Genomic DNA, 25293 nt, shown 5'->3' with positions numbered 1-25293 from the left:
TCGGTGGTACGCCTCAGGAGTGCAGCGCGATCAGTTCAGCCTTGCGCCGTGCCATGCGCGAACCGAGTTCGACCAGATCGATGCTGGACGCCTTCAGCTGGGGGAACATCCCGTCGTGCAGTTCACTGACGTGCTGGTTCACATGATCGGACAGCCTCTGGATGGGACCGTCCACCATCTCGGCCACGGGCTCCAGGCTGCGGATGTGACGGACCAGCGCTTTCATGGATCCGTGCTCCGGACTCGAACCCTGCAGCACCGACTGGACGGCTGGATAGAAGACCTGCTCCTTCACGAGGGAGTGCACGTCGACCGAAGCGCAGATGCGCTGCACCAGAAAGCGCTTGTTGTTCACCGAGCGCGTGTTCTCGAACGCGGTGAACATTTGCTGCAATTCGGCATGGTCAGCTTTCAGTAACGTGATCGCATTGGGCGCCGGCCGCGCCGGTACGACCCTGTTCGGCTTTCGATCTCGAGTGGTGGAGGGCGTGGGCGTTGTCATGACCCCAACGTAAGGCAGGTGCAGGGCAGAGTCTGTGCGCTGTCCAACGCAGGGCGATCCCGGTACAGTCCCGTTACCTGCAAACCCCTTGCTGGCTGGCCCCAGTGCGACCCGCAACGCGTCGCTCGCACCACAGAAGCAAGCTCATGCCCACACCCGCTTCCACCCCCGCCCCCCACGCCGAATGGCCGGACCAGGCGCCCGCTGCGACCATGCCCTGCACCGAATGCCCGCTGCGCCCCCTGGCGCTGTTCGTCGAACACGCGCCGCAAGAGCTGGAGCTGGTGCAGTCGCTCAAGCGCCGCGCGGTACGCCTTGAAGCCAACGAATCGCTGATCCAGGAGGGACAGACCGACGCGCCGCTGTACACCTTGCTGCAGGGCTGGGCCTTCCGTTACAAAACCCTGAGCGACGGACGGCGCCAGATCCTGAGTTTCCTGCTCGCAGGTGATTTCATCGGTGTGCAACAGAAGATGGGCGACGCGGCGGCCCACGGCGTGGACACGCTCACGTCCGCAAGCTTCTGCGTGTTCCAGCGCGACGCGCTCTGGGAGATCCATCGCCGTTCACCCACCATGGGCTTCAATGTGACCTGGCTCACCGCGCACGAGGAGTCGCTGGTGGACGACACGCTCCTGTCGGTGGGGCGGCGCAGTGCCGAAGAGCGCATCGCCAGCACGCTGATCCTTCTGTTCAAGCGCGCGGCCGCGCTGCAGGAGGACAAGGGGGTCGGTGGCGTGGTGTGGCCGCTCACGCAGCAGCACATTGCCGACGCGCTGGGTCTGTCGTTGGTGCACACCAACAAGACACTGCGCAAACTGGAGAAGCGCGGCCTTCACCAGATCAAGGACGGCCGCCTGTTTCTGCGGGACGTGAAGGCGCTTGCGCGCCTGGCCGATCTCTATGGTGACGGGCATCCGCCGCAGCGGCCACTGGTCTGAGGTCTCTTGCCGGGGTGGTTCCCAGAGATGTAAGGCAGAGGTAAAGCGACATGGGCATGTGTCTTTCGACATGGAAAGCCCATATGCATCAACCTACATTGCGCTGCTGACTTGGGCGCCTTGAATTTTCGTGGCGCCCACAAGAACAACCCTGAGGCGCACCGCAATGACACTCTCTGCCATGTCCTACCGCGAACAGAACCAACTGTTGGCGGCCATGCCGTTTGACGACTGGCGCTACATCGAGTCTCACCTGGAGTGGATCGAAATGCCCGCGCACGGCACCTTGTTTGAAGCCGGCGACAGCCTGCGCCATGTGTACTTTCCGATCTCGGCCGTGGTGTCGCTGGTCTCCACCATGCTGGATGGCGCCACGGTGGAAGTGGCAGCGGTGGGCAATGAAGGCATGGTGGGCGTGGAAGCCTTCATGGGCAGCAGCAACGCCAACAACGGCACCACCGCCAGCGGAACCGTGATGGCGCAACACACAGCCCTGGTGTGTCGGGGCGGCCACGGCTACCGCATGAGTGCACAGTCCATCGCCCACCACGCAAAGCGCTCTGAGCGGGTGATGCACCACCTGCTCAACTACACCCGAACGCTGTTTCAGCACATGTCGCAGACCTCCGCCTGCAACCGCCACCATTCGCTCGACCAACAGCTTGCGCGCTGGCTGCTGGTGCACCTGGAGCGCCAGCCCGACGACGAGCTGCACATCACACAGGAGCGCATTGCCAGCATGCTGGGCGTGCGGCGCGAAGGCGTCACCGGAGGTGCGCTGCGTCTGCAGAAGGCCGGCGTGATCCGCTATGGCCGCGGCCAGATGTCGGTGATCGACCGCGCCGGCCTCAATGCCCACAGTTGCGAATGCCACGGCGTGATCCGCGATGCATACACCCGTCTCAGCAACGATGCGGTGTTGCAGGTCAAGCCTGTGCCGGCAACATCCAGCGCAGCGCTCGGCGTCTGTTCACCGAGTCGCAGCGCCGTCCCTACCTGAGGTGCGCCGGCGCACAGACCCCGCGCCAACCTGGCGCGAGCATTCCTCCTGGTCAACGACTGGAGAACCGCCATGCACGACGAAACGCTTGCTGAACCCGCCGAGCACACCACCAACCCCGGCGGGGAAGGGGACGCCCCTCACCGGGGTCCAGGCCCCCGGCTCATGGGTGCCAGCACGTTGACGGGCAACGATGTGTTCAACGACCACGATGAAGACCTGGGCGAGATCCGGGAAATCATGCTGGACATGCGCACCGGTCGGGTGGGTTACGCGGTGCTGTCGTTTGGCGGATTCATGGGGCTGGGCGACAAGTTGTTTGCCGTGCCCTGGGCCGCGCTCGAGTTGGACACAAGCAGCCGCTGTTTCATGCTGCGGGTGAGCAAGGCGCGCCTTCAGGGCGCGCCGGGATTTGACAAGCAGCATTGGCCCGACATGGCCGATGCCGAGTGGGCAAAGGGCGTGCACCAGTTCTACGGCACGCAGCCGCAGGGTGAACCCCCGCCGGACCCCTGAGCCCGGCTCCCCGAGGTCCGTGCGCGGATCAGACCGTCTGGGGCTGCAGGAACACGCGCGCCTTGCGCGGTGCCACCACCACGGTGTCGCCTTCCTTGATGCCGAGTTCCTTGAAGCGGTCGGCCGGCAGGTGGGCTTCGATCAGCGTGGGCCTGTCGCCATTGGCTGGTGACGCCAGCGGCACGAGTTCGAGGCGGGCGATCGGCCCCACCACGACGGCGCGGTCCAGCCTGACGACCATGCCGCTGAGACCAGGCGCCCAGGGCAGCACGTCGAGCTCGTGCGGACGCACGTAGGCCAGGGCCTGGGCATCCTGGGCGCCGGCGTGTTCGGGCGATGCGATCGACACGCCTTCCAGGTGCATCTGGCCTTCGTGCGCGCGGCCGTGAAACAGGTTCACGTCGCCCAGGAAGCCGTACACAAAGGGGCTGGCCGGGTGGTCCCACACGTCTTGCGGTGCACCCACCTGTTCCACACGGCCCTGGTTCATCAGCACCACGCGGTCGGCCACTTCGAGCGCTTCTTCCTGGTCGTGCGTGACGAACACGCTGGTCACGTGCAGCTCGTCGTGCAGGCGGCGCAGCCAGCGGCGCAGTTCCTTGCGCACTTTGGCGTCGAGCGCACCGAAGGGCTCGTCGAGCAGCAGCACCTTGGGTTCGACCGCGAGTGCACGGGCCAGGGCAATGCGCTGGCGCTGGCCGCCCGAGAGCTGCGAGGGGTAGCGGTCGGCCAGCCAGTCGAGCTGCACCAGCTTGAGCAGGTCGTGCACCTTGGCCTTGATCTGCGCGTCGCTTGGGCGCTCGCTGCGCGGTTTGACGCGCAGGCCGAAGGCCACGTTTTCCAGCACGGTCATGTGGCGGAACAGCGCGTAGTGCTGGAACACGAAACCCACGTTGCGCTCGCGCACGTGCACGTCGGTGGTGTCCTCGCCGCTGAAGAAAATGTTGCCGGTGTCCGGCGTCTCCAGCCCGGCAATGATGCGCAGCAGCGTGGTCTTGCCGCAGCCCGAGGGACCCAGCAGCGCGAGCAGCTCACCCGAGTGGATGTCGAGGTTGACATTGTTCAGCGCCTGGAAGGTGCCGAAGTGCTTGTTGATGTTGCGGATTTCGATGCTCATGATGTTTGTCCCAGCAAAGGATTGGCAACCGACGTGGGCCGCTCGGGTGGCAACTCGGCCAGGGCCTTCATCTCGCTCTCCATGCGCCACTCGGCGACCGACTTGATCACCAGCGTGACCAGGGCCAGCAGCGCCAGCAGCGAGGCCACGGCAAACGCGGCGACCGACTGGTACTCGTTGTAGAGGATCTCCACGTGCAGCGGCATGGTGTTGGTCTGGCCGCGGATGTGACCCGAGACCACCGAGACCGCGCCGAACTCGCCCATGGCGCGTGCATTGCAGAGGATCACGCCGTAGATCAGGCCCCACTTGATGTTGGGCAGTGTCACGTACCAGAAGGTCTGCCAGCCGCTGGCACCCAGCACTTGCGCGGCCTGTTCCTCGTCGTTGCCCTGCGCCTGCATCAGCGGAATGAGTTCGCGCGCGATGAAGGGGAAGGTGACGAAGATGGTGGCCAGGATGATGCCGGGCACCGCAAAGATGATCTTGATGTCGTGCTCGGCCAGCCACGGGCCGAACCAGCCCTGCGTGCCGAACACCAGCACATAGATCAGGCCTGCGACCACCGGCGACACCGAGAACGGCAGGTCGATCAGCGTGGTGAGGAAGGACTTGCCACGGAACTCGTACTTGGCCACGGCCCAGGCCGCTGCCACACCGAACACCAGGTTCAGCGGCACGGCGACCAGCGCGGTGAGGAAGGTCAGGCGGATGGCCGACCAGGCATCGGGGTCCTTCAGCGCTTCCCAGTAGGCGTCCCAGCCCTTGCGCAGGGCCTCGGTGAACACGGCGGCCAGCGGCAGCACGAGGAACAGGAACATGAAGACCAGCGCAATGGCGATCAACGTGGTGCGCACCCATGCGGTTTCGGTGGTGCCCTTGCGTGTGGTGCGCGGGGAGTTGACGGTGCTCATTGCAGGTTGCCTCCGGAACGCTTGCGCTGCCAGGTCTGCAAGGCGTTGATGAGCAGCAGCAGCACGAAGGAGATGGCGAGCATCACGGTGGCCACGGCGGTGGCGCCCGCGTAGTCGTACTGCTCCAGCTTGCTGATGATGATCAGCGGCGTGATTTCGGAGACCATGGGCATGTTGCCGGCGATGAAGATGACCGAGCCGTATTCACCCACCGCGCGGGCAAAGGCCATGGCAAAACCGGTGAGCAGGGCGGGCGCGATGCTGGGGAAGATCACGCGGCTGAAGGTCTGCCAGCGGGTGGCACCCAGGCAGGTGGCGGCTTCCTCCAGCTCCTTCTCGGTGTCTTCGAGCACCGGCTGCACCGTGCGCACCACAAACGGCAGGCCGATGAAGATGAGCGCAATCACCACACCGTTGGGGTTGAAGGCCAGCTGCAGGCCCAGCGGCTCGGTGTACTGACCGATCCAGCCGTTGCCCGCCAGCAGCGCGGTGAGCGAGATGCCGGCCACGGCGGTGGGCAGCGCAAAGGGCAGGTCCACCAGCGCGTCGATGATCTTCTTGCCGGGGAAGCTGTAGCGCACCAGCACCCAGGCCACCAGCAGGCCAAAGACCGCGTTGACGCAGGCTGCGATGAACGAGGCGCCGAAGGTGAGCTTGTAAGAGGCCAGCACGCGCGGCGCGGTGACGGCTTCCCAGAACTGCGGCCAGGTGAGGGTGAAGGTCTTGAAGATCAGCGCCGAAAGCGGGATCAGCACGATCAGGCTCAGGTAGAAGACCGTGAAGCCCAGCGTGATGTTGAAGCCCGGCAGCACGCGGCGCGTGGCGCGGCGCGCGCCCGGCGGGGAAGCTGCCGCAGAGGGCAGCGTGGCGGTTGTCATGTTGTATTTCCAGGGCGCTGCGAGGAATGGGGGGCTCAACCAAGAGGTGCCGCGGAACCGGCTTTGCCGGGCCGCAGGCACCGCCTCCTTGAGGGGGTCGCGCGAAGCGCGGCGGGGGTGTTTCCTTACTTTCCGACGGTGTAGAGCTTGTCGAACTGACCGCCGTCGTTGAAGTGCACTTTCTGCGCTTCGCCCAGCGAGCCGAAATACTGCTCGACGGTGAACAGCTTGATCGGTTTGAAGGCACTGGCGTATTTCTTCAGCACCGCTTCGTTGCGCGGGCGGATGTTGTGTTTGGCCGCGATCTCCTGGCCTTCGGCGCTGTAGAGGAAATCGAGGTAGGCCTTGGCTTCAGCGGCCGAACCCTTCTTGTTCACCGTGCGTTCGACGATGGCGACCGGGTTTTCCGCCACGATGGAGGCGCTGGGGTGGATGGCATCGACCTTGCCGGCGCCGAACTCGGTGTCCACCGAGACCACCTCGGACTCGAAGGTCACGAGCACGTCGCCGATGTTGCGTTGCAGGAAGACGCCGGTGGCGTCACGGCCGCCGCGCGCCAGCACCGGCACGTTCTTGTAGAGCTTGCCCACGAACTCGGCGGCTTCAGCGTCGCTGCCGCCCTTGCTGCGCACATAGCCCCAGGCGGCCAGGTAGGCCATGCGGCCGTTGCCGCCGGTCTTGGGGTTGACCACCACCACCTGCACGCCAGGCTTGATCAGGTCGTCCCAGTCCTTGATGCCCTTGGGGTTGCCGTTGCGCACCAGGAACAGCATGGTCGAGGTGGTGGGTGCCGCGCCGTTGGCGAACTTCTGGCGCCAGTCCTTGGCGACCACACCCTTCTCGGCCAGGAAGTCCACGTCGGTGGTGGTGTTGAAGGTCACCACGTCGGCCTCCAGGCCATCGGCCACGGCGCGCGCCTGTGCGCTGGAGCCGGCGTGCGACTGGTCGACCTTGATGTCCTTGCCCGTGCTCTTCTTGTAGCTGGCGGCAAAGGCCACGTTGATGTCTTTGTAGAACTCGCGCGCCACGTCGTAGGAGACATTGAGCAGCGTGCTGGTCTGGGCGGATGCCAGCGCGGAGGTGGAGAGGGCAACGGCGGCCAGGGCCACACGCAAGGTGTTTTTCATGGGAAAGCTCCAGACGGAAACAGGATGTGCCGAATTCTGGGCGCCTGCCCAGTGATTCCAAACGACTTTGTTTTTGTTTTCTTATGTGGCTCAGGCATAAGCCTGGATCAGGCGGGCTCCACCGCGCGGGTGGCGGCCGGCACATCGGCCCCGAGCGACTGCAGCAGCGCCAGGCCCAGCGGCCAGGGGCCGTGACCCGAGTCCACATTGATGTGGCCGGCGTCGTTGAGCCGCACGAACTCGCTGCCCCAGGCGCGCGCATACGCGCCGGCCGTTCGCACCGGACAGTACGGGTCGTTGCTGCTGGCCACGAGGATGCTGCGGTAGGGCAGGCGCTGGTAGGGCACGGGCGCGAAATCGGCCAGCACGCCGCGGCGCTCGGGATCGGCCGGCGCCACCAGCAGCGCACCCTGGATGCGCTGGGCGATGGAGGCCGGCAGGTGCGTGGTGGTGATGCAGCCCAGGCTGTGCGCCACCACCACCACGGGGCCGGGCGCCCGCTCGATGGTTTCGCTCAGGCGGGCCACCCAGGCCGTGCGCACGGGCGCGACCCAGTCGTCCTGCTCCACGCGAAGCACCGAGGGCAGGATGTCGGACCACAGGCTCTGCCAGTGGCCGGGGCCGGAATTGCGCCAGCCAGGCATGACGATGACGGTAGGAAATGCCATGCCGGGACTCAATGCCTGGCCGGCGTGGCATCGCCGGGTTGTGGTGTGCTCATGCTTGTTTTCTCCCCCATTGCAAAACTGCATTTTCTGGAGCACACGCAGATAAACAAACGACTATGAAGTAGTTTGTTTATGGGCATGCGGCATATGGCATAGACGCTGGGCGCATGAGCAAAGTCCGAATGCTTCGTTGGGTTTGTGGCCAACCGCGCGGACACTGCCGTGCATGGCTGCTGTTGCAACGTTCTCCCCCGACGGTCTCTGGTTGTCCACTTCCGTGTGCGAAGGGGCCACGTGCCCGCTCGCCACGTCGGTGGGCGTGCGCTGGGGACGCTGGGCGGATGGCGCCGAGCCGGCCGAGGCCCAGGCGGGCCATGCGGCAGCCTTGGTCGATCTGCGGCGCCAGCTGGGCCCGCATGTGACGGAGCGGGTGTGCCTGGCCGGCGCGGGCTATGGCGCTGCACGACCGAGACCCCAGGAACTCGCCAGCACAGCCGCCTTGGCCTGCGTCTTCCTGCAGGGCACGGCGCTGTTGAGCGTTCGAACGCGCGAGGGTTTCACCAGCCTGCTCTGTGAAGCCGGCGACTGGGTGCTGCTGCCAGCCGGTGTGCCCCATGTGTTCGACGCGGGTGAAGCGCCCGATGCAAGCTTCCTGCGCCTGAGCGCGGGTGGACGTGGCTGGTTTCCGGAGAACACGGGCATGGCCCTGCCGTGCGCGCTGCCGGTCATGGACACGTTTGTCGAGCAACTGCTGCACGCGCTGGGCGAGGACATTGAAGACAGCGAGGCCTGACGCGGACCGCCACGAACGGAAGAACTGCCGCAAAATGCAGTGGTCGGCGCGCCCGACGCGCAGATCGGCAGGCAGACATTGCACGCCACAAGCCCCTCGCACGACCGACACCACCCACAGGAGGTCGTCATGCAACACACCGCCCTACCACCCGACCAGGCCATGGCCGAACACCCGCTGCACTATTCCGATCCGGAACTGCGTGTGTACGCCGATGAGCAGGCGCAAGACATCCTTGAGACCGTCATCTGGTACATGCCGCTGGTCTTGCCCGGCATGGCGGTCTTGCTGATTTTCATGCTGGCCTTCATCGCCGTGTTCATGGCGTGAGCCCGGCGCCCCGGGGCCTCACGCGCCGGACTCAGCGCCGCCGCGCCGAACTCAGGCGGCGCACCACCGCGATGAAGCGGTCCACCTCCTCGCAGGTGTTGTAGAAGGCCAGCGACGGCCGCACCGTGGTCTCGACGCCGAAGCGCCGCAGGATGGGCTGTGCGCAGTGGTGGCCCGAGCGCACCGCAATGCCTTCCTCGTTGAGCGCCTTGCCCACCTCTTCGGTGGTGTAGCCCTGCAACACGAAAGACAGCACGCTGGCCTTCTCGTGCGCGGTGCCGATCAGGCGCACGCCGGGAATCGGTTGCAGGTGGTGTGTGGCGTAGGCCAGCAGGTCATGCTCGTAGCGCGCGATGTTCTCCAGCCCGATGCGCTGCACGTAGTCGATCGCCGCGCCCAGGCCCACCGCGTCGGCGATGTTGCCGGTGCCGGCCTCGAACTTGTTGGGCGGCGGCTGGAACACCGTGCGCTCGAAGCTCACGTCGGCGATCATGTTGCCGCCACCCTGCCAGGGCGGCATGTCGTCGAGCAGCGCGCTTGCCGTAGACCACACCGATGCCGGTGGGGCCGAAGATCTTGTGGCCCGAGAACACGAAGAAGTCGGCGTCGATCGCCTGCACGTTCACGCGCAGGTGGCTCACCGATTGCGCGCCATCCACCAGCGCCTTCGCGCCAGCGCGGTGCGCCAGTTCCACGATCTCTTTCACCGGCACCACCGTACCCAGTGCGTTCGACACCTGCGTGACGGCCACGATCTTCGTGCGGGCGTTGAGCAGCTTCTGGAACTCGTCGAGCCGCACCTGGCCGGTGTCGTCCACCGGGATCACCCGGATCACCGCACCCTTGTCGGCTGCGAGCTGCTGCCAGGGCACGATGTTGGCGTGGTGCTCCAGGTGCGAGACGATGATCTCGTCGCCCGCGCCCACGTGCTTCGCGCCCCAGGTCTTGGCCACGAGGTTGATGGCCTCGGTGGCACCGCGCACGAAGACGATCTCGTCCACCGAGGATGCGCCGAGGAAGGCGCGCACTTTCTCGCGCGCGCCCTCGTAGGCGTCGGTCGCGCGCGCGGCCAGTGCGTGCGCCGCGCGGTGGATGTTGGAGTTCTCGTGCTCGTAGAAATACGCGATGCGGTCGATCACCGACTGCGGCTTCTGCGTGGTGGCGGCGTTGTCCAACCACACCAGCTGCCGGCCGTTCACGCGCTCCTGCAGGATGGGGAAGTCGCGCCGGATGGCGTTGACGTCGAACGGCGGGTGGCGCGTGGTGTCGGATTGCGGCGCGGTGGTGGCGAAGCCTTGGGGCGTCTGCAGCACCTCCGTGAGGTAGAACGCGCCGGCCGTGTCGGTCGGGCTGGTCGGCGCAGCCGCACCGGGCGTGCCGGCGTGGCGCGGCGGCTCGGCGAGCAACGCGCGCAAGGCCTCGCCCGTGGGAAAGCCGAACGAGGCCGCCGGGTCGGGTGCGGTGGCGCCGGTCGCGGTGGGTACGGCCAGCGCGAGCAGGCTCTGAGGTGGGGCGGGCGCCAGGTTCGCACCGGGTGCCAGCGCGCCGGGCAGGGCAGCGAAGAACGCGCCAGCCAGCTGGTTCAGCGCGGCGAGGTCGGGAAGTCCGGCGGGCGGCGTGGCGCCCGGCAGCTCACTTGTAGGTGTCTGGATAGTCATGGAACTTGCCCACTTCAACGTCTTCCAGCACGGCCAGTGCGTCCTCGGTCTGCACCGCGAGCGAGCAGTACAGCGAGATCAGGTACGAGGCGATGGCACTGCGGTTGATGCCCATGAAGCGCACCGACAGGCCCGGACTCTGCTCACCCGCCAGGCCCGGCTGGTAGAGGCCCACCACGCCCTGGCGCTTGTCGCCCACGCGCAGCAGCAGGATCTTGGTCTTGCCATCGGCCACGGGCACCTTGTCGCTGGGAATCAGCGGGATGCCGCGCCAGGTGAGGAACTGCGAGCCGAACAGACTCACCGTGGGCGGTGGCACGCCACGGCGTGTGCATTCGCGGCCGAAGGCAGCGATGGCCAGCGGGTGCGTGAGGAAGAAGGCGGGCTCCTTCCACACCTTGGTCAGCAGTTCGTCCAGATCATCGGGCGTGGGCGCGCCGGTGAGGGGGTAGACGATCTGGTTGGGGTGCACGCTGGCCAGCAGGCCGTAGTCGGCGTTGTTGATCAGCTCGCTTTCCTGCTTTTCCTTGATGGTCTCGATGGTCAGGCGCAGCTGTTCCTTGATCTGGTCGTGCGGGCTGCTGTAGAGGTCGGACACGCGGGTGTGCACGTCGAGCACGGTGGACACGGCGTTCAGGAAATACTCGCGCGGCTGGTCTTCGTAGTCCACGAAGGTCGAGGGCAGTTCGCTCTCGTCGCGCTGCGCGCACAGCACCTCCACGTCCTGCGGGTTCTTCACCTTGTTGAGGCGGTAGATGCCGGCCTCCACCGGCTGCCACTGCAGCAGGTGCGTGAGCCAGCGCGGGCTGATGGTGGACAGGACCGGTGCGGTCTTGGTGGCGTTGGCCAGTTGGCGAGCGGCGTTGTCGCTCAGCGCCAGCTGGGAAGGGGTGTGGTCAGACATGAAGGCTCCGTGGCATCGATGGTTGAAAAGAAAAAGGCAACAGGAAACCCTGTGCGTGCGGCTTGAGCGACGCGGCGAGGGGGGCGGGTGAAGGGGCTGGGTGGCGGCGGTCGATCAGGGGCTGGTGGTGACCTCCCGTGATCGCGCCTGGCTCAGGTTGGCGCCTGCGGCCACGTCGTGCGTGACCCAGAGGTTGCCGCCGATGGTGGCGCCGCGGCCGATGGTCACGCGCCCGAGCACGGTGGCGCCGGCGTAGATCACCACGTCGTCCTCCACCACGGGGTGGCGCGCCAGGCCTTTGCTCAGGTGGCCGTTGTCGTCGGTGGGGAAGCGCTTGGCGCCCAGCGTGACCGCCTGGTACACGCGCACGCGCTGACCGATCACGGCGGTCTCGCCGATCACCACGCCCGTGCCGTGGTCGATGAAGAAGCCCGCGCCGATGGAGGCACCCGGGTGGATGTCGATGCCGGTCGCGCTGTGCGCGAGCTCGGCCACGATGCGCGCCAGCAGCGGCACCCCCAGCTGGTAGAAGCGGTGCGCCACGCGGTGGTGGATCATGGCCTGGATGCCGGGGTAGCACAGCAGCACCTCGTCCACGCTGCGCGCGGCGGGGTCGCCCTCGAAGGCCGCCACCACGTCGCTGTCGAGCAGCTCGCGGATGGCGGGCAGCGAGTGCGCGAAATCGCGCACGAGGTCGCGCGCCTGCTGTTCGGTCGCCGCCTCATGGCCGCCGCCCTCGTGGCGGTGCTGGTGGCGCAGCTCCAGCCGCACCTGGCCCAGCAGGGCTTGCAACGACGTGTCCAGCGTGTGGCCGATGTAGAAGTCCTCGCTCTCCTGGCGCAGGTCGGGTGGGCCCAGGCGCATCGGAAACAACGCGCCGCGCAGCCCGTCTAGGATGTCGGTGAGCGCGTCGCGCGAGGGCAGCTCTCGACCGCCGGGTTCGCGCGAGCGCTTCTGCGCTGTGCGCCAGCGCTGGCGTACATCGGCCAGATCGCGCACGACCTGCTGCAGGTCAAACAGGTGCGTGCGCACCTCGGGGGTGAGTGCGTCGTCCATCAGTCTTGAACCCACGGCAGCCCCTGGAAGCGCCAGCCGTCCTGGCCACCGCGGTGTTGGTTGGCGTCGATCTCGCCCTCGAAACCTTCGAGCACGTTGAACACCTGGGTGAAGCCGGCTTGGGCCGCTGCCTCGGCCGCCAGTGCCGAGCGCTTGCCGCTGCGGCACAGCAGCAGGATGCGCGCGTCCTTGCCGGTTTTGGCTTCGAGTTCGCGCACGAAACGCGGGTTGCGCGTGAGGTTGGTGCCGGTGGCCCAGGGCACATGAACGCTCTCGGGCACCTGGCCGACAAACTTGCGCTCTTCGGCGCTGCGCACGTCCACCAGGATGGCCTGGCCCGTGGAAAACAGCGACCAGGCGAGCCCGGGCGAGACGCCGCCCGCATAGGGCAGGCCCGCGGATCGGGCGGCCTGCTCGGCGGCTTCCAGGGCGTCGCGCAAGGTGGGAGATTCGGAGGCAACGGTCATGTGAGAAACCCTTTCGTGTGTGACTGCCCGCGACCTGTGCGCAAGGCATGGAGGCACTCTAAAAGCGCAGCTTCAACACACAAACCATTGTTTTTTTGTTTCTTCATTGCCCAAACATCTGAGCCGGATCGCGCTCAAAAAAAAGCCGGCCGATGCAATCCTCCCCCCAGGAGACAACCAGGGTTCTCTCATCTCCGCATCGGCCGGACCAGACTTTTCAGAACCGGTGCACCGATGCTAGGCAGGCGGGACCGGGTCCACAACGAAGCAGAACGGCTATGGATATGCGGTTTGTTTCGTTCCGCGCGGAGGAGTCCGGGCCTAGATTGGCGGGCTCGATCCACAGGGAGCAACCTCCAATGAGCAACAGACAACTGCGCCTGGGCGCCTTCATCATGGCCACGGGCCACCACATCGCCGCCTGGCGCCATCCCGGTTCGCAGATCGACTCGGGCACCAACATCGACCACTACATCGAGGTCGCGCAGACCGCCGAGCGCGGCCTGTTTGACCAGGTGTTCGTGGCCGACAGCCCCGGCATCTGGGGCACGGGCGACGACGAGTCCTTCAGCCGCCAGGGACGCATCTCGCACTTCGAGCCGGTCACGTTGTGGGCCGCGCTCGCGGCGGTGACGAAACACATCGGCTTCGTCGCCACCGCGTCCACCACCTACGAAGACCCCTACCTGCTGGCGCGCAAATTCGCGTCGCTCGACCACATCAGCAAGGGCCGCGCGGCCTGGAACGTGGTGACCACCAGCAACGACAGCGTGCATGGCAACTTCGGTCTGGACGCGCACCCCACGCCCGGCGAGCGCTACGCCAAGGCCACCGAGTTCGTGGACGTGGTCAAAGGCCTGTGGGACAGCTTCGACGACGACGCCTTCGTGCGCGACCGCGCATCGGGCGTGTACTTCGACCCCGCGAAGCTGCACGAGCTCAACCACATCGGCAAGCACCTGAAGGTGAAAGGGCCGCTGAACATCGAGCGCTCGCCACAGGGCCACCCGGTGATCGTGCAGGCGGGGTCGTCCGAGGACGGCAAGGAACTCGCGGCGGCCACGGCGGAAGCGATCTTCACCGCCTGGACCAGCCTGGCCGAGGCGCAGGCGTTTTACAAGGACGTGAAAGGCCGCATGGCGAAGCACTGCCGGCGGCCCGAGCAGCTGTTGGTGCTGCCCGGCATCTCGCCGGTGATCGGGCGCACCGAAGCCGAGGCGCAGGCCAAGTGGGCCGAGCTGCAGGCGCTGATCCACCCCTCGGTGGGCCTGAGCACCCTCGCACCGTACTGGCCCGGCGAGGACCTGCGCCGCTGGAATCTGGACGCACCGCCACCGCACTACCCGGAGCCGCCCAAGGGCATCAACAGCCGCGCGCACGTGGTGATCGAACTCGCGCGGCGCGAGCAGTTCACCGTGCGCCAGCTCTACGAATACCTGGCCGGCGCGCGCGGCCACTGGGTGGTGATCGGCACACCGCAGACCATTGCCGACCAGATGCAGGAGTGGTTCGAGAACGGCGCGGCCGACGGCTTCAACGTGATGCCGCCGGTGCTGCCGGCCTCGCTCAACGAGTTCGTGGACCTGGTGGTGCCCGAGCTGCAGAAGCGCGGCCTGTTCCGCACCGCCTACGAAGGCAGCACGCTGCGCGAGAACCTCGGGCTGGAGCGGCCGGTGAGCCGCTACGCGGCCGCCGCGCGGCTCGCGGCCTGAGCCGTCACAAGGTCTTCAGAAACGCCTGCAGCGCCGCGATGTCGGCCTCGCCCAGTGGCAGCGGCCGCAGGTGCGGCGACACGCGCGCCGCGCAGGCGTAGAGCGGGTTCGCCGCCACGCCCGCGCGGCTGTTGCGCGGGTCGCCACCACCGCGCGTGTACAGGTGCAGCACGCCCGCAAGCGTGTCGAACAGGCCGTGGTGCATGTAGGGCGCGGTGCGCGACACACCGCGCAGGCTGGCGGTGCGAAAGCGGCCCGCGTCTTCGCATTGACCGGTCGCTTCAAAACGGCCGAGGTCCTGCGAGGGTTCGCCGAAGAAGGCGATGCCGAGGTTGTGGAACCGGCCATCGCTGAACGTGGGGCCGAAGTGGCAGTTGGCGCAGCGGGCCTGGGTGCGGAACAGGTGCAGGCCTCGCAGCTCCTGGTCGTTGAGCGCGCGGTGCTCTCCCCGCACGAAGCGGTCGAAGTGGCTGCTGGCGTGCAGCGTGCGCTGGAAGGCCGCCAGCGCCGCGCCCAGTTGCTCGGGCGTGGTGAGTGCACGGTACTCGGGCGCAGCCCGCACACGCTGCCAGACCTCGTCCAGCGAGGGGTTGCCCATTTCGCGCGGGTCGGTCAGCGGCCGCAGCGACTGCGCAGCCAGCGAAGCGGCGGCACCGTCCCAGGCCCAGTGCGCGCGCGAGGCCACGCCGTGCAGGCCCGGTGGGTTGCGCCGTCCGCCGGGCGCGGTGGGTGTGCGCAGCGTCCAGGCCTGGTCGGGCCGGTGGCAGCTGGCGCAGGACACGCGGCCATCCAGCGAGAGGCGGGCATCGAAGAACAGCTGGCGGCCCAACCTCGTGAGCTGCGCCGCGCGCGCCGAAGTGGGCGAGGGTGGTGGCGCGAGGGCGCCGAGTTCCACGAAGGCCACGCCCTCGTCGACCCACGGTGCGGGCCATTGAGCTGGTGGCTTCTCGTAGGCGGCGCGCAGCGGCTCGCCAGCCATCGCCGCCGAGCCGATCAGGCCCAGCGCAGCGAGCCAGAGCAGCGCCCGGCTCAATGGCAGTCCGGTCCGGTCTGGTCGAAGTAGACCTCGAAGGCCACGTTGGCCGCCCAGGTCTGGCGCCGTTGTGCCCAGTGGGCGCTGGAGCCGATGGCGTTCACCGCCGCGTGGATGGGCGCGGCCAGGTCGGCGCGGCCATCGGCCAGCCAGGCTTGCAGCGGGCTGGTGCCCGTGGCCGGCAGGGTGGCGGAGAACTTCTGCCATTCCTTTTTCGACAGCAGCGCATCCAGCTGCGAGCGGTCGAGAATGGCCGCCGCGCACTCGCCGGTGCGCACCTGCACCAGGGCTTGCGCCGGCGCGGCGAACACCTTCAGCCGCCCCTTGACCTGCGCGGCCTGCTCACGGGCGCGCCCGTTCTCGGCTGTGGTGCAGACCACGCGTCCGGCCAGGTCGTTCCAGGTGCGCACAGGGGTGTCCGAGCGCATGGCCACGCTCAGGCCCGACTGGTAGCCGGTGCCCAACACGCGCATGCCGTGCTGTGCCTGCTGGTCGTTGTCGGGGCGCGTCAGCACCAGATCCACCGCGCCTTGCCGCAGGGCCTGCACCTGGGCGCCTGGCGCCAGCGGGACCAGTTGGACCTCGACGCCGAGATGCCGCGCCAGTTCGCGCGCGTAGACCGCCTCGAAGCCACCGTTGGTGTAGTCGCGTTCGCCGGTGCTCACGGGCAGGGTGGTGGGTGAGATACCGATGTGCAGCACCTGGACAGGCAGCGGTGCGGAGGCGGCGGCACGCGATTGCGTGGCCGCGAACACCGCCGCGCACAGGGCGGTGGCGCCCAGTGCGGTGAGCCAGGCCAGCTTGCGCAAGGGCGGCTCCTGAAGGGAATGGAGTGGGTTCATGGGATGGGCATTCTGTGCGGCTCGGCGGGCCTGTGTGAGGCGAAATGCGCATAAGCATCTGCGCCATTTGTCGCGGCATATGCATCCCTGTTTTCCTTCCTTGGCCGGGCTGTGATCCGCCCCAAGAATCGGCGCTTCCTTCACAACGCGACACCCAACCCGGAGAACCCCATGACCATCGCCACGAAGAACCAACCCACCCGCAGCCGCCTGCGCGCCCTCAGTGCCGCCGCCCTGGCCCTGGGCCTGCTGGCCCAATCGGGCACAGCCAGCGCCGAGGTGCTGCCCGCCATCAACCTGCAGCTCACGCCGTGGACCGTGATCGCCCGTGAGAAAGGCATCTTCAAGGAAGAGTTCAGCAAGGTCGGCACCCACGAAGTCAACCTCATCGCATCGGGCGGTGCGGAGCTGGTGGGCGCGGAAACGGGCGCCCTCAGCAAGGGGGCGATTTCGATCGCGCAGCGCATGATCTACCCGGCCACCGTGCACCGCGCCAACGGGCTCGATGGCGTGATCATCTGGGCCTCCGAGACCTCCAACCGCTACCGCGCGCCCATCCTGGCAGCGGTGTCGAACAAGTCGGTGAACACGCTGGCCGACCTGGATGGCAAGAAGTTCGGCAGCAGCCGCATCAGCTGCTACTGGTCCGCCCCCACCGAAGCGCTCAACTCGGTGGGCCTGCCGCTGGACACGCGCCAGACCAAGGGCCGCGTGCGCTACGAATCGATCGACAACCCCACGGTGGCCATCGCCGGGGTGCTGTCGGGTGCGCTCGATGCCACCACCACCCACCTGGCTGCCGGCAACGCCACTGGTGCCTGGCTCTCGGGCAAGCTCAAGGTGATCGGCCATGTGCCGGACGATGGCGTGTACGTGAACCACGCCGGGCGCGTGACCTACTTCGCCAAGCGCGAGTTCGTCAACAAGTACCCCGAGGCGGTGAAAGCCTTCCTGGCCTCGCGCGAACGCGCCATGGCCTGGACGCTGGACAACGTGGACGAGGCCGCGAAGATCGTCGCGCGTGAAACCCGCGTGCCGGTGGAAGTGGCCAAGTTCCAGATCACCCACCTGGGCCAGTGGGAGTTCATGGCCGGCGAGCCCAACGCCCAGCGTGCGCGCAATTCCATCAAGACCTTCATCGACTGGTACGTGAAGCAGGGTGACGACATCCTGAGCGAACGCCGCCTGACCGATGCACAGGTCGACGCCTTCGTGGACAGCCGCTTCTTCGCGGGCGGCACGCACTCGATCTACCGCTGAACGCCATGAACACGTTGACGCAACGTCTTCCTTCCGTCACCGCTGCACCGGATACGACGTCCTTCGGGGCTCGGCTCCATCAGTGGCTGGTGCCGAGCCGCGCGATCGGTTTGCTGCTGCCGGGTGCGGTGCTGCTGCTGTGGCAGACGGCGGCCAGTCTCGCCTGGATCGACCCAGTCTTCCTGCCCGCACCCATCAAGGTGGTGGAGGCCTTCTTCAAGATGCTGACCGAGCAGCGCCTGCTGATGGACTTCGGCGTCAGCCTGGCGCTGGTCTCGCAAGGGTTTCTCTACGGCGCCATCGCTGCCGTGGGGCTCGGCGTGGCCGCTGGTCTCTCCAGGCGCTTCGAGCAGTTCCTCTCGCCCACCTTCGACACCATCCGCCACATCCCGGGCATCGCCTGGTTTCCGCTGATCGTGCTGTGGCTGGGCCTGGGCGCACCGGCCAAGATCCTGGTGATCGCCAAGACGGTGTTCTTCCCGGTGTTCCTCAACACGCTGCAGGGCATCCGAAGCGTGGACAAGAGCTACATCGAACTGGCCGAGGTGATGACGCTCACGCGCTGGCAACTGGTGCGCAAGATCATCCTGCCCGCGGCCACGCCGACCATCATGGTCTCGCTGCGTTATGCGGCGGGCCTGGCCTGGGCGCTGGTGGTGGTGGCCGAGGGCCTGAGCGGCCTGGAGGGCCTGGGCTTCCTGATCTTCCGCGCGCAGGGTCTGCTGCTCACCGACCAGCTGCTGGTCTGCATGGTGATTATTGGTCTCGTGGGCTTCGGTATCGATCGCACGATGTATTTGCTGCAGCGCCGCGTGTTGCGCTGGAAACAAGGATTTGAGGGATGAACAACCATGGCTGAACCCGGTCGCCTTGAAGTCAAGGCCGTTTCCAAGAGCTATTCCGTGCCAGGCCGTCCGCGCCTGGACGCGCTGGTCAACGCCAGCTTCAACGTCGAGCCCGGCGCCTTCGTGACGCTGGTCGGCCCCAGTGGCTGCGGCAAGTCCACGCTGCTGCGGCTCATCCTCGGGCTGGACAAGGACCACGAGGGCGACATCCTGCTGCACGGCGAGCGGATTGCCGGCACCAGCCTGTCGCGCGGCATCGTGTTCCAGGACCACCGCTTGCTGCCCTGGATGACGCTGGAGCAGAACATCGGCCTGGCGCTGGTCAACTCGGCGCTCACGCCCGGGCAGCAGCGCCAGACCATCCAGTCGAACATCGAGCTGGTGGGCCTGCAAGGTTTCGAGAAGGCCTACCCGCACGAGCTCTCGGGTGGCATGGCGCAGCGCGGCGCGATCGCGCGCGGCCTGGTTGGCCAGCCCGAGATCCTGCTGCTCGACGAACCGCTGGGCGCGCTCGATGCACTCACCCGCGTGCGCCTGCAGGAAGAGTTGCAGCGCATCTGGCGCGCCGAGGGCGTGACCATGATCCTCGTGACGCACGACGTGGACGAGGCCATCTTCCTGAGCGACACCGTGATCGTGATGAACGCCAACCCGGGCCGCATCGTCAAGCAGGTGAAGGTGGACCTGCCACCCGGCCCGCGCGACCGGGTGAGCCCGGCGTTTGCCGCGCTCAAGCGCGAAATCCTCACCGCCATGGGCGAGGTGGTGGCGCCGGCACCGCAGCTGGCCGAGGCCTGAGCATGCGAGGTCTGCGCATGGCCACCGTGGCCGCCACGATGGCAGTTCACCTGGCACTCGGCGCGGCCGGCGCACCACCGTCGTCCGATCTGCCCGACCTCTCGGCCGTGCGTGCCCGGGTGTATGCGGGTGAGTACGCGAAAGCGGTCGAACAGCTCACGGCGCTCAGCCGCACCGTGCAGCACGCCGAGGTCTACAACCTGCTCGGCTTCAGCCTGCGCCAGCTCAAGCGCTACGACGAAGCCGGGCGCTGGTACCGCGAGGCCCTGCTGTACGACCCGGAACACCGCCCGGCGCTGGAATACCAGGGCGAACTGTTCCTGGCGCTCGGGCAGGTGGACGCAGCGCGCAAGAACCTGCGCTACCTTGAGTTGCTGTGCACCGCGCCGCCGTGTGCGGAATACGAGTTGCTGAAGAAGGCCATCGCAGCGTCGAAGGTGTCCGGAGCCCTGGGCGCAAAAAAGAGCTGACACATCCCCAAAATAGGGGGAGGAGTTTCCGGTCATACCGTTTATCATTCCTTTCGTCGGCCGCATTCCTGAATCGGACTCGCCCTGTGCTCTGAAATTCCGGGCGATTCCACCCCCTCTCATCTCCGTACAGAGCCCCACGTGATGCCCAGCCAAACACCGCTCCTTCCTGCCCGCTACCTCTTGGTGCCAGCCCTTGCAGCGGCGTTTGCGCTGTTGTCCTGGACGGGCACGGCCGCAGCCCAGGACAAGGCGCCGGTCGGCTATGTGAAGAACGTCAAGGGCACGGCCACGGTCACCACCGACGGCCTGGTGGTCCAGGCGCAGCCGGGCACACCCCTGCACCAGGGCAGCGCGCTCAAGACCGATGCGCAATCGAGCATGGGCGTCATGTTCAAGGACAACACCATGATGTCCTTCGGACCGAGCACGGTGCTGACCGTCGATGAATACCTGTACGAGCCGGGTGAAGGCAAGCTCAAGCTGGGCGCGCGCATGGGCAAAGGCACGCTGAACTACGTCTCGGGCGTGATCGCCAAACTGCAACCCGAAGCCGTCACCATCAAGACGCCGACGGGCCTGATCGGCGTGCGTGGCACGCAATTCCTGCTCAAGGTTTCGGAAGAATGATCATTTGGCGTTGAGCACGATCCTGTCGCCCGTTTCGTTCTCCGCCAACCTCGCGCAATACAGGGCCACCAGCGGGTCGCCGGGGTAACTCTCCCGCAGGCGCTCGAACAGCTCTTTCGCGCAGGGGTCCCCGTCATGCACCGCTTCGTAGGCCGCCAGGTACATCGTGGTGGGGGCATACCCCTGCGGAAGCGTGTCGGGCAAGGGTTCGAACACCTGCAGCGCGTTCTTCTTGCCTTTGAGCACGAGATGGCCCACCGGTCTGGCCGACACGTCAACGCAAGCCGACAGCGTGCCTTCCGACACGCAGATCTGCGTGCCCAGATGCTTGTTCACACTCTCCAGGCGCGCCGCTGTGTTCACGGGGTCGCCGAGCGCGCGGTAATCGAAGAGCGCATGACCGCCGAAGTTCCCCACGATGACTTCACCCGAGTGCACGCCGAACCGGGTGTGCCCGAACGCAATGCCCTTGGCCTGCAAGTCCCGCGCATACCCCATCGCGAAAGCATGCATCTCCATCGCGCAGTCCAGCGCGCGCTGCGCGTGATCGGGCTGCACGACGGGTGCGGAAAACATGATGGCCAGGGCGTCACCCACGATGCGGTCCAGCGTGCCGTGATGACGGAAGGCGATGGAAATCATGTCTTCCAGGTAGTCGTTGAGCAGGGCGACCGCGGCCGCCGGGTCGATGTCCTCCATCAGGCTCGTGAATCCGGCCAGGTCGGTGAACACAAAGCTGCAGTGCTGGCGCTTGCCGCCCAGTTCCAGTTGACCTGGGTTGTTCATCAGGTACTCCACCCGGTTGGGGGAGACATACCGGGAGAACGCCTCTTTGACCCAACGCTGTTCCCGCTCGCTCCAGAAATGGCGAAACAGGCTGGCCAAAGCGAACGCCACCGCCCAGGCGAGCGAGGGCGTGAAACTGTCCAGCAACAGGCGGTGGTTCGAGAAGGCCGACCAGCCGCCCCACAACACGCCCGCCACCAGTGCCAGCGAAATGCCAGCGGCCCACAGTGAGGGCAAGTAAGCGCCGATCCAGACCATCGCCACACAACCCAGCACCACCGCGATCGCTTCTGCCGCCACGGCCCAGCTGGGACGATTCAGGTAGTGCCCGGAGAGCACCTGCTCCAGGGCTTGCGCATGCGCCTCGACGCCAGGCATCACGCGGCCGAGTGGATTGAAGCGCAGGTCCATCAGGCCTTGCGCGGAACTGCCCACCAGCACGATGTGCCCTTCCAGCAGAGCGGGGTCTGCTTCTCCTGCCAGGACCTTCCACGACGGCACATAACGCGCGGGCTGCGCGTTGGTGTAGTGCAGCCACATTTCGCCTTGCGCGTTGGTGGGCACGGTCAACTGGCCGATGCGCACCTGCGCCAGGGCGGGCGCGTCACCCTCGGCGCGTCGAAGAATGTGGTTGTCGACGCCCTGGGCCACGCGCAGCAGTTCGGCGCTCAGGCTCGGCACGGGCGCGCCTGCCAGTGCCAGCGCCATGGGCACGCGGCGCACCACGCCGTCGCCATCGGGCATGAAGGTCAGCGCGCCGCTCCCGCTCGCCGCCGCATCGAGCGCTGGCAGCGGCGGTACCGCTGCGGCAAACGCGTGCAGCGCCTGGGGGCTTGGCTCGCCCACCCACACATAGCGATAGGGGGCGTTCGGAACGGCCTGCTGTGGTTGCGACACCGCCGCATCGCTGCGCAATGCGAAGCCCAGCACCACGTTGTGCGCGGCAATGGCCTGGGCAAAGGTGGCGTCGTTGTCGGGCAGCGCCGCGAGCGAACGTGCCTGCGCGGGCGACAAGGCCCACTGAGCAGAGACGCGAGCTGGGGAGGTGCGATCCGGTTCGGCGAACACCACGTCGAAGCCGATGGCGACAGCTCCCTTGGCACCCAGTTGTTCGACCAGCTGAGCCAGCTTGTTGCGCGGCCACGGCCATTGGCCAATCTTCTCCAGGCTCGCCTCATCGATGTCGATGATCCTGACCGGCATGGCCTCGTAGGTTCGAGGTTGCCAGCGCTGGTACTGATCGAAGCCCTGGTTCCGGATCGTCTGCAGCGCGAGGGGGTCAGCCAGAACCAGCGTCAGGCCGAGCACCGCCGTTGCGAGGCTGAGCATCGCGGCGACCGAACGCAGGGACAGCTTTTTTCTCATGCATCAGGTCGATGCAGGGGTCACGCTTCCCGGAAGCCCCACGCCTGTTTCTCCGCGAGGCTGAGCGCGCCGATCACTTCGCGCGCATGGTCGTCGCCCTTGGTGACGATGGACGAAAAGCGCCCCCATTGCAGAAACCCGATCCTGTACAACTCGGGGTTGAAATACAGGTCGGTCTGCTTGCGTGACTCCGACTGCCGCGACACGCTGTAGAGCACCGACACGTTGAGCAGGTATGACATCAGCGAAGGAACGCGGTAGCGCTGCTTGGCGCGGGGTTTGAGCCGATCGAAGAAGACCTGCCAGGCGCCCGGCATCTCATCGAAATCGAGCCGGCGCGCGCGCCGGGCGCTGAGGTCCACACCGATCACCTTGCCGACTCCGCGCATGTTTCTCATCACATCGGCCGGGAAGTTGTTGAAGGTGCCACCATCGCAGAACAGTTCGCCATCCATCACGACCGGCGGCAGTGCGCCGGGGATCGCGATGCTGGCCCGCAGTGCGCGGCCCAGGTCGCCCTTGTGCAACTGCATTTCACTGCCTTGGGAGTAGTTGCTCGCGATGCAGAAATAGCCCTTCCACAGATCGACGATGTCGACCGGCCCACCCATCAGCGAAGCGATGGAGCGTTCGACGATGGAGCGTATCCGCCGACCCTTGATCAGCGAGATCAAGGGCAGCAAGTTGTAGTCCCCGGTGGGGTTGATCTTGAATGCCTGCTTGAGAATATCGAGCGTTGTCGGAATCCCCCGGTCCGCCGCAATGGCGGCGGCCATCACCGCGCCCATGCTGGTGCCACCCACGCAATCGATTTCGATGCCGAGATCGTCCAGCGCCTTCCAGACCCCCAGGTGGGCAAAGCCGCGCGCGCCGCCGCCCGCCAGAACCAGACCCACCGCGTTGCGGCTCAGCAGCCGTGCCAGCCGCGCGATATCGCCGTCGAGTTCGACACGCAGATTCACGTGGCCGGTGACGGGCCGGCGTTCAACCCACTGGCGCATGCCGAGGGGCGACTGCGTGCTCGCCGGGTGCAACAGCACCAGCGTTTCCGCCACCTCGTTGCGATGCGGCGTGTCGACCATGCAGGCCTGCTCCACCGGGTGGATGGCGGCGGGCTGCGTCGCATCTGCCAGCAACAGCACCTCATCGCTCAGGCTGATGCACAGCTCGGTCCATTCGTTCGCCTCGGTGTCCGCCACCATCAGAACGAAGTCGTGCTCGGCCTCCAGGTCTTCCAGAACTTCGGAGGCCACGCCAGCTGTCATGGTGGTCGAATCCACCCGGCAGACCCGGCCGAACGGTTCCAATGCCTGCATGAGGCGCTGCGCCAGGGCAGCAGCCTCCACGCCCCCGGTGATCGGGAGAAGCGTCACCGTGACGGGCGGCGGCAGTGGGCGCTGATCGTGTTGGGTTTGCAGGCGCTCGATGATCTTTTTCGTCAGCGCCATGGACACTTTGGGATTGCGCGCCACCAGCGCGGTGAAGTGCGGCTTGTCCAGTCGCACCACCACGGTCCTGCGGATGGCCACCACCGTCGCGGATCGTGTTGCATCGGTGTACAGGCTGATTTCCCCGGTGATCTCTCCGCGCCCCAGCTCACGAACCATGCGAGGCGCGTTGTCGTCGGTCTTGACGTAGACGCGCAGCCGACCGCTGATGGTCAGGTAGGCGGCATCCGCCGGTGCACCTTGCTCCATCAGCACTTCTCCGGCGCGCAACTCCACCCATTGAACGTTGTTCTGAATGTCTTGCAGCGTCTCTTGGTCAATGCCCGGGAAGTTGTCGCCAAGATAGCTCGCCAATGCGTTCCGGCGCCGTTGAATTTCGGTGTCGTCTGAAGTCATGTCGCCCTCAAATGTGGTGATGCCACACACGCGAAAATGCGGCACTGTGACCCGACGGGACCCGACTCCCGCGGAAATTGATCAGCGCGCATACTACCATCGCACCTGCGAAATTCATGTCGCATTGGCGTGGACGAAATGGCAGGATTCGGCTTGGCATTTGATCCTGGATTTTCGGCATCAATCGGGTTTTGAAACATGGGAGTGATCGCGATGTTTGGCATGCAAAAACTTCGTTGCCTGGTGGTCGCTGGCCTTGTAGGTGCACTGCTGCTCCTGTCAGCTTGCGCCCCCAGTATTCCGCGTTCTTACGTTGTGCTGGTGCCCGATCTGGACGGCGCTGTGGGGCAGGTCATCGTGAGCGGTCAAAAGGGCAGCCAGGTGTTGACGCGCGCCGGGCAGGTGGCCGGAACCGATGGCAATGAAGTGAAAGCCGAACTCGCCGGCGCGAAATTCGACGCCGATTTTTCAGAGGCCAAGGCCGCTCAACCCACGCCGCCCGAGCATTTCATGCTGTATTTCGTCAGCGGTGGAATTCGGTTGACGGATGAGTCGGAAATTCAGTTCGCTGATCTATTGAACCGCTGGAGAACCCGCGGCGCAAAGGCGATTGTCGAGGTGGTAGTGATTGGTCACACCGATACCGTGGGCAGCGCCGAGAACAACCTGGCGCTTTCGGCGCAGCGCGCCAAAGCGGTGGCTGATCGGTTGCAGGCTTCCGGGCTCAAGCTGTCGGCATTGACGCTGGAATCGCACGGCGAAAAAAACCCGCTGATTCCGACCAGGAACGGCGTGCCTGAGCCGCGCAACCGCCGGGTGCAGGTCACGATCCGCTGA

Annotated in this window: 25 protein-coding genes and 1 pseudogene; 12 read left to right on the top strand and 14 right to left on the bottom strand. The window is 66.4% G+C overall.

The window, feature by feature from the left end:
• Window positions 1–13: 13 nt before the first annotated feature.
• Window positions 14–385, bottom strand: a complete 372-nt coding sequence (locus tag F9Z44_RS13240; protein WP_159606862.1) for a hypothetical protein — start codon at window positions 383–385, stop codon at window positions 14–16.
• 263 nt (window positions 386–648) lie between these two features.
• Between F9Z44_RS13240 and F9Z44_RS13235 the strand changes: the two genes are divergently transcribed.
• The 3 genes from F9Z44_RS13235 (at window position 649) to F9Z44_RS13225 (ending at window position 2959) form a co-directional block, all read left to right on the top strand.
• Window positions 649–1443, top strand: coding sequence for a Crp/Fnr family transcriptional regulator (locus F9Z44_RS13235; protein WP_236574122.1), 795 nt, complete (start codon window positions 649–651; stop codon window positions 1441–1443).
• Between the two features lie 166 nt (window positions 1444–1609).
• On the top strand, window positions 1610–2443 hold the full coding sequence (locus F9Z44_RS13230) for a Crp/Fnr family transcriptional regulator (RefSeq protein WP_236574121.1): 834 nt from the start codon (window positions 1610–1612) through the stop codon (window positions 2441–2443).
• A gap of 72 nt (window positions 2444–2515) precedes the next feature.
• On the top strand, window positions 2516–2959 hold the full coding sequence (locus F9Z44_RS13225; RefSeq protein WP_159606860.1) for a PRC-barrel domain-containing protein: 444 nt from the start codon (window positions 2516–2518) through the stop codon (window positions 2957–2959).
• A gap of 28 nt (window positions 2960–2987) precedes the next feature.
• On the opposite strand, the gene F9Z44_RS13220 is transcribed toward F9Z44_RS13225, so the two are convergent.
• From F9Z44_RS13220 to F9Z44_RS13200, 5 genes are all read right to left on the bottom strand, one after another.
• Window positions 2988–4076: a sulfate/molybdate ABC transporter ATP-binding protein gene (locus F9Z44_RS13220; protein ID WP_159606858.1), complete on the bottom strand. Its 1089-nt coding sequence runs from the start codon at window positions 4074–4076 to the stop codon at window positions 2988–2990.
• A complete protein-coding gene (gene cysW / locus F9Z44_RS13215; RefSeq protein WP_159606856.1) occupies window positions 4073–4990 on the bottom strand; it encodes a sulfate ABC transporter permease subunit CysW in 918 nt (305 codons plus the stop codon). Before cysW ends, F9Z44_RS13220 begins: the two co-directional genes overlap by 4 nt.
• A complete protein-coding gene (gene cysT / locus F9Z44_RS13210) occupies window positions 4987–5868 on the bottom strand; it encodes a sulfate ABC transporter permease subunit CysT (protein ID WP_159606854.1) in 882 nt (293 codons plus the stop codon). The genes cysW and cysT overlap by 4 nt, the downstream gene beginning before the upstream one ends.
• Window positions 5869–5993: 125 nt before the next feature.
• Window positions 5994–6995 (bottom strand): sulfate ABC transporter substrate-binding protein, encoded by a 1002-nt coding sequence (locus F9Z44_RS13205; protein ID WP_159606852.1) that lies wholly within the window; start codon window positions 6993–6995, stop codon window positions 5994–5996.
• A gap of 107 nt (window positions 6996–7102) precedes the next feature.
• Window positions 7103–7663: an RBBP9/YdeN family alpha/beta hydrolase gene (locus F9Z44_RS13200; protein ID WP_159606850.1), complete on the bottom strand. Its 561-nt coding sequence runs from the start codon at window positions 7661–7663 to the stop codon at window positions 7103–7105.
• Window positions 7664–7889: 226 nt separating this feature from the next.
• Between F9Z44_RS13200 and F9Z44_RS13195 the strand changes: the two genes are divergently transcribed.
• On the top strand, window positions 7890–8456 hold the full coding sequence (locus F9Z44_RS13195; RefSeq protein WP_159606848.1) for a hypothetical protein: 567 nt from the start codon (window positions 7890–7892) through the stop codon (window positions 8454–8456).
• Window positions 8457–8585: 129 nt separating this feature from the next.
• Window positions 8586–8786, top strand: a complete 201-nt coding sequence (locus tag F9Z44_RS13190) for a hypothetical protein (RefSeq protein WP_159606846.1) — start codon at window positions 8586–8588, stop codon at window positions 8784–8786.
• 31 nt (window positions 8787–8817) lie between these two features.
• On the opposite strand, the pseudogene F9Z44_RS13185 reads toward F9Z44_RS13190, so the two are convergent.
• The 4 genes and pseudogenes from F9Z44_RS13185 to F9Z44_RS13170 all read right to left on the bottom strand — a co-directional run bounded on the left by F9Z44_RS13185 (window position 8818) and on the right by F9Z44_RS13170 (window position 12871).
• Window positions 8818–10444 (bottom strand): annotated as a pseudogene (locus F9Z44_RS13185) (family 2A encapsulin nanocompartment cargo protein cysteine desulfurase).
• Window positions 10419–11348, bottom strand: a complete 930-nt coding sequence (locus tag F9Z44_RS13180) for a family 2A encapsulin nanocompartment shell protein (protein WP_159606844.1) — start codon at window positions 11346–11348, stop codon at window positions 10419–10421. Before F9Z44_RS13180 ends, F9Z44_RS13185 begins: the two are co-directional and overlap by 26 nt.
• 114 nt (window positions 11349–11462) lie before the next feature.
• Window positions 11463–12404, bottom strand: a complete 942-nt coding sequence (gene epsC, locus F9Z44_RS13175; RefSeq protein ID WP_159608711.1) for a serine O-acetyltransferase EpsC — start codon at window positions 12402–12404, stop codon at window positions 11463–11465.
• Window positions 12404–12871, bottom strand: coding sequence for a rhodanese-like domain-containing protein (locus tag F9Z44_RS13170; protein WP_159606842.1), 468 nt, complete (start codon window positions 12869–12871; stop codon window positions 12404–12406). Before F9Z44_RS13170 ends, epsC begins: the two co-directional genes overlap by 1 nt.
• Before the next feature lie 359 nt (window positions 12872–13230).
• On the opposite strand from F9Z44_RS13170, the gene F9Z44_RS13165 reads away from it, so the two are divergent.
• On the top strand, window positions 13231–14583 hold the full coding sequence (locus tag F9Z44_RS13165) for an LLM class flavin-dependent oxidoreductase (protein WP_159606840.1): 1353 nt from the start codon (window positions 13231–13233) through the stop codon (window positions 14581–14583).
• A gap of 4 nt (window positions 14584–14587) precedes the next feature.
• Here the strand turns inward: F9Z44_RS13165 and F9Z44_RS13160 are convergent, their stop codons facing one another.
• Together F9Z44_RS13160 and F9Z44_RS13155 are read right to left on the bottom strand one after the other, a co-directional pair.
• Window positions 14588–15616 carry a cytochrome-c peroxidase gene (locus F9Z44_RS13160; RefSeq protein ID WP_201449960.1) on the bottom strand — a complete coding sequence of 343 codons (1029 nt, stop codon included), beginning with the start codon at window positions 15614–15616 and terminating at the stop codon, window positions 14588–14590.
• Window positions 15613–16458 carry a transporter substrate-binding domain-containing protein gene (locus tag F9Z44_RS13155; protein WP_159606838.1) on the bottom strand — a complete coding sequence of 282 codons (846 nt, stop codon included), beginning with the start codon at window positions 16456–16458 and terminating at the stop codon, window positions 15613–15615. Before F9Z44_RS13155 ends, F9Z44_RS13160 begins: the two co-directional genes overlap by 4 nt.
• Before the next feature lie 171 nt (window positions 16459–16629).
• Here F9Z44_RS13155 and F9Z44_RS13150 point away from each other — a divergent pair, with 171 nt between their 5' ends.
• The 5 genes from F9Z44_RS13150 to F9Z44_RS13130 all read left to right on the top strand — a co-directional run bounded on the left by F9Z44_RS13150 (window position 16630) and on the right by F9Z44_RS13130 (window position 20461).
• Window positions 16630–17718, top strand: coding sequence for an ABC transporter substrate-binding protein (locus tag F9Z44_RS13150; protein WP_159606836.1), 1089 nt, complete (start codon window positions 16630–16632; stop codon window positions 17716–17718).
• A gap of 5 nt (window positions 17719–17723) precedes the next feature.
• Window positions 17724–18563, top strand: coding sequence for an ABC transporter permease (locus tag F9Z44_RS13145; protein WP_159606834.1), 840 nt, complete (start codon window positions 17724–17726; stop codon window positions 18561–18563).
• Between the two features lie 6 nt (window positions 18564–18569).
• Window positions 18570–19361: an ABC transporter ATP-binding protein gene (locus F9Z44_RS13140; RefSeq protein WP_159606832.1), complete on the top strand. Its 792-nt coding sequence runs from the start codon at window positions 18570–18572 to the stop codon at window positions 19359–19361.
• A 2-nt stretch (window positions 19362–19363) separates the two neighbouring features.
• The gene (locus tag F9Z44_RS13135) at window positions 19364–19831 is read left to right on the top strand and encodes a tetratricopeptide repeat protein (protein ID WP_159606830.1); all 468 of its coding nucleotides are present in this window, start codon (window positions 19364–19366) and stop codon (window positions 19829–19831) included.
• 144 nt (window positions 19832–19975) lie between these two features.
• Window positions 19976–20461 carry a FecR family protein gene (locus F9Z44_RS13130; RefSeq protein WP_159606828.1) on the top strand — a complete coding sequence of 162 codons (486 nt, stop codon included), beginning with the start codon at window positions 19976–19978 and terminating at the stop codon, window positions 20459–20461.
• Here F9Z44_RS13130 and F9Z44_RS13125 read toward each other — a convergent pair whose 3' ends face one another.
• Both F9Z44_RS13125 and F9Z44_RS13120 read right to left on the bottom strand, forming a co-directional pair.
• Window positions 20462–22612, bottom strand: a complete 2151-nt coding sequence (locus F9Z44_RS13125; RefSeq protein ID WP_159606826.1) for a CHASE2 domain-containing protein — start codon at window positions 22610–22612, stop codon at window positions 20462–20464. It lies immediately after the preceding gene.
• Between the two features lie 20 nt (window positions 22613–22632).
• Window positions 22633–24456, bottom strand: coding sequence for a patatin-like phospholipase family protein (locus F9Z44_RS13120; protein ID WP_159606824.1), 1824 nt, complete (start codon window positions 24454–24456; stop codon window positions 22633–22635).
• A gap of 198 nt (window positions 24457–24654) precedes the next feature.
• Between F9Z44_RS13120 and F9Z44_RS13115 the strand changes: the two genes are divergently transcribed.
• Window positions 24655–25293 carry an OmpA family protein gene (locus tag F9Z44_RS13115; RefSeq protein ID WP_159606822.1) on the top strand — a complete coding sequence of 213 codons (639 nt, stop codon included), beginning with the start codon at window positions 24655–24657 and terminating at the stop codon, window positions 25291–25293.

Origin of the sequence: Hydrogenophaga sp. PBL-H3, assembly GCF_010104355.1 — a bacterium.
GTDB lineage: Bacteria > Pseudomonadota > Gammaproteobacteria > Burkholderiales > Burkholderiaceae_C > Hydrogenophaga.
This window is presented reverse-complemented; position numbering and strand designations above follow the sequence as displayed.

Coding starts and splice junctions, on each gene's coding strand:
- F9Z44_RS13170 (WP_159606842.1), bottom strand. CDS start 12,871: ATGACCGTTGCCTCCGAATCTCCCACCTTGCGCGACGCCCTGGAAGCC.
- F9Z44_RS13150 (WP_159606836.1), top strand. CDS start 16,630: ATGACCATCGCCACGAAGAACCAACCCACCCGCAGCCGCCTGCGCGCC.
- F9Z44_RS13145 (WP_159606834.1), top strand. CDS start 17,724: ATGAACACGTTGACGCAACGTCTTCCTTCCGTCACCGCTGCACCGGAT.
- epsC (WP_159608711.1), bottom strand. CDS start 12,404: ATGGACGACGCACTCACCCCCGAGGTGCGCACGCACCTGTTTGACCTG.
- F9Z44_RS13235 (WP_236574122.1), top strand. CDS start 649: ATGCCCACACCCGCTTCCACCCCCGCCCCCCACGCCGAATGGCCGGAC.
- F9Z44_RS13180 (WP_159606844.1), bottom strand. CDS start 11,348: ATGTCTGACCACACCCCTTCCCAGCTGGCGCTGAGCGACAACGCCGCT.
- F9Z44_RS13135 (WP_159606830.1), top strand. CDS start 19,364: ATGCGAGGTCTGCGCATGGCCACCGTGGCCGCCACGATGGCAGTTCAC.
- F9Z44_RS13120 (WP_159606824.1), bottom strand. CDS start 24,456: ATGACTTCAGACGACACCGAAATTCAACGGCGCCGGAACGCATTGGCG.
- cysT (WP_159606854.1), bottom strand. CDS start 5,868: ATGACAACCGCCACGCTGCCCTCTGCGGCAGCTTCCCCGCCGGGCGCG.
- F9Z44_RS13220 (WP_159606858.1), bottom strand. CDS start 4,076: ATGAGCATCGAAATCCGCAACATCAACAAGCACTTCGGCACCTTCCAG.
- F9Z44_RS13165 (WP_159606840.1), top strand. CDS start 13,231: ATGAGCAACAGACAACTGCGCCTGGGCGCCTTCATCATGGCCACGGGC.
- F9Z44_RS13230 (WP_236574121.1), top strand. CDS start 1,610: ATGACACTCTCTGCCATGTCCTACCGCGAACAGAACCAACTGTTGGCG.
- F9Z44_RS13240 (WP_159606862.1), bottom strand. CDS start 385: ATGTTCACCGCGTTCGAGAACACGCGCTCGGTGAACAACAAGCGCTTT.
- F9Z44_RS13155 (WP_159606838.1), bottom strand. CDS start 16,458: ATGAACCCACTCCATTCCCTTCAGGAGCCGCCCTTGCGCAAGCTGGCC.
- F9Z44_RS13225 (WP_159606860.1), top strand. CDS start 2,516: ATGCACGACGAAACGCTTGCTGAACCCGCCGAGCACACCACCAACCCC.
- F9Z44_RS13130 (WP_159606828.1), top strand. CDS start 19,976: ATGCCCAGCCAAACACCGCTCCTTCCTGCCCGCTACCTCTTGGTGCCA.
- F9Z44_RS13125 (WP_159606826.1), bottom strand. CDS start 22,612: ATGAGAAAAAAGCTGTCCCTGCGTTCGGTCGCCGCGATGCTCAGCCTC.
- F9Z44_RS13200 (WP_159606850.1), bottom strand. CDS start 7,663: ATGGCATTTCCTACCGTCATCGTCATGCCTGGCTGGCGCAATTCCGGC.
- cysW (WP_159606856.1), bottom strand. CDS start 4,990: ATGAGCACCGTCAACTCCCCGCGCACCACACGCAAGGGCACCACCGAA.
- F9Z44_RS13190 (WP_159606846.1), top strand. CDS start 8,586: ATGCAACACACCGCCCTACCACCCGACCAGGCCATGGCCGAACACCCG.
- F9Z44_RS13140 (WP_159606832.1), top strand. CDS start 18,570: ATGGCTGAACCCGGTCGCCTTGAAGTCAAGGCCGTTTCCAAGAGCTAT.
- F9Z44_RS13195 (WP_159606848.1), top strand. CDS start 7,890: ATGGCTGCTGTTGCAACGTTCTCCCCCGACGGTCTCTGGTTGTCCACT.
- F9Z44_RS13205 (WP_159606852.1), bottom strand. CDS start 6,995: ATGAAAAACACCTTGCGTGTGGCCCTGGCCGCCGTTGCCCTCTCCACC.
- F9Z44_RS13115 (WP_159606822.1), top strand. CDS start 24,655: ATGGGAGTGATCGCGATGTTTGGCATGCAAAAACTTCGTTGCCTGGTG.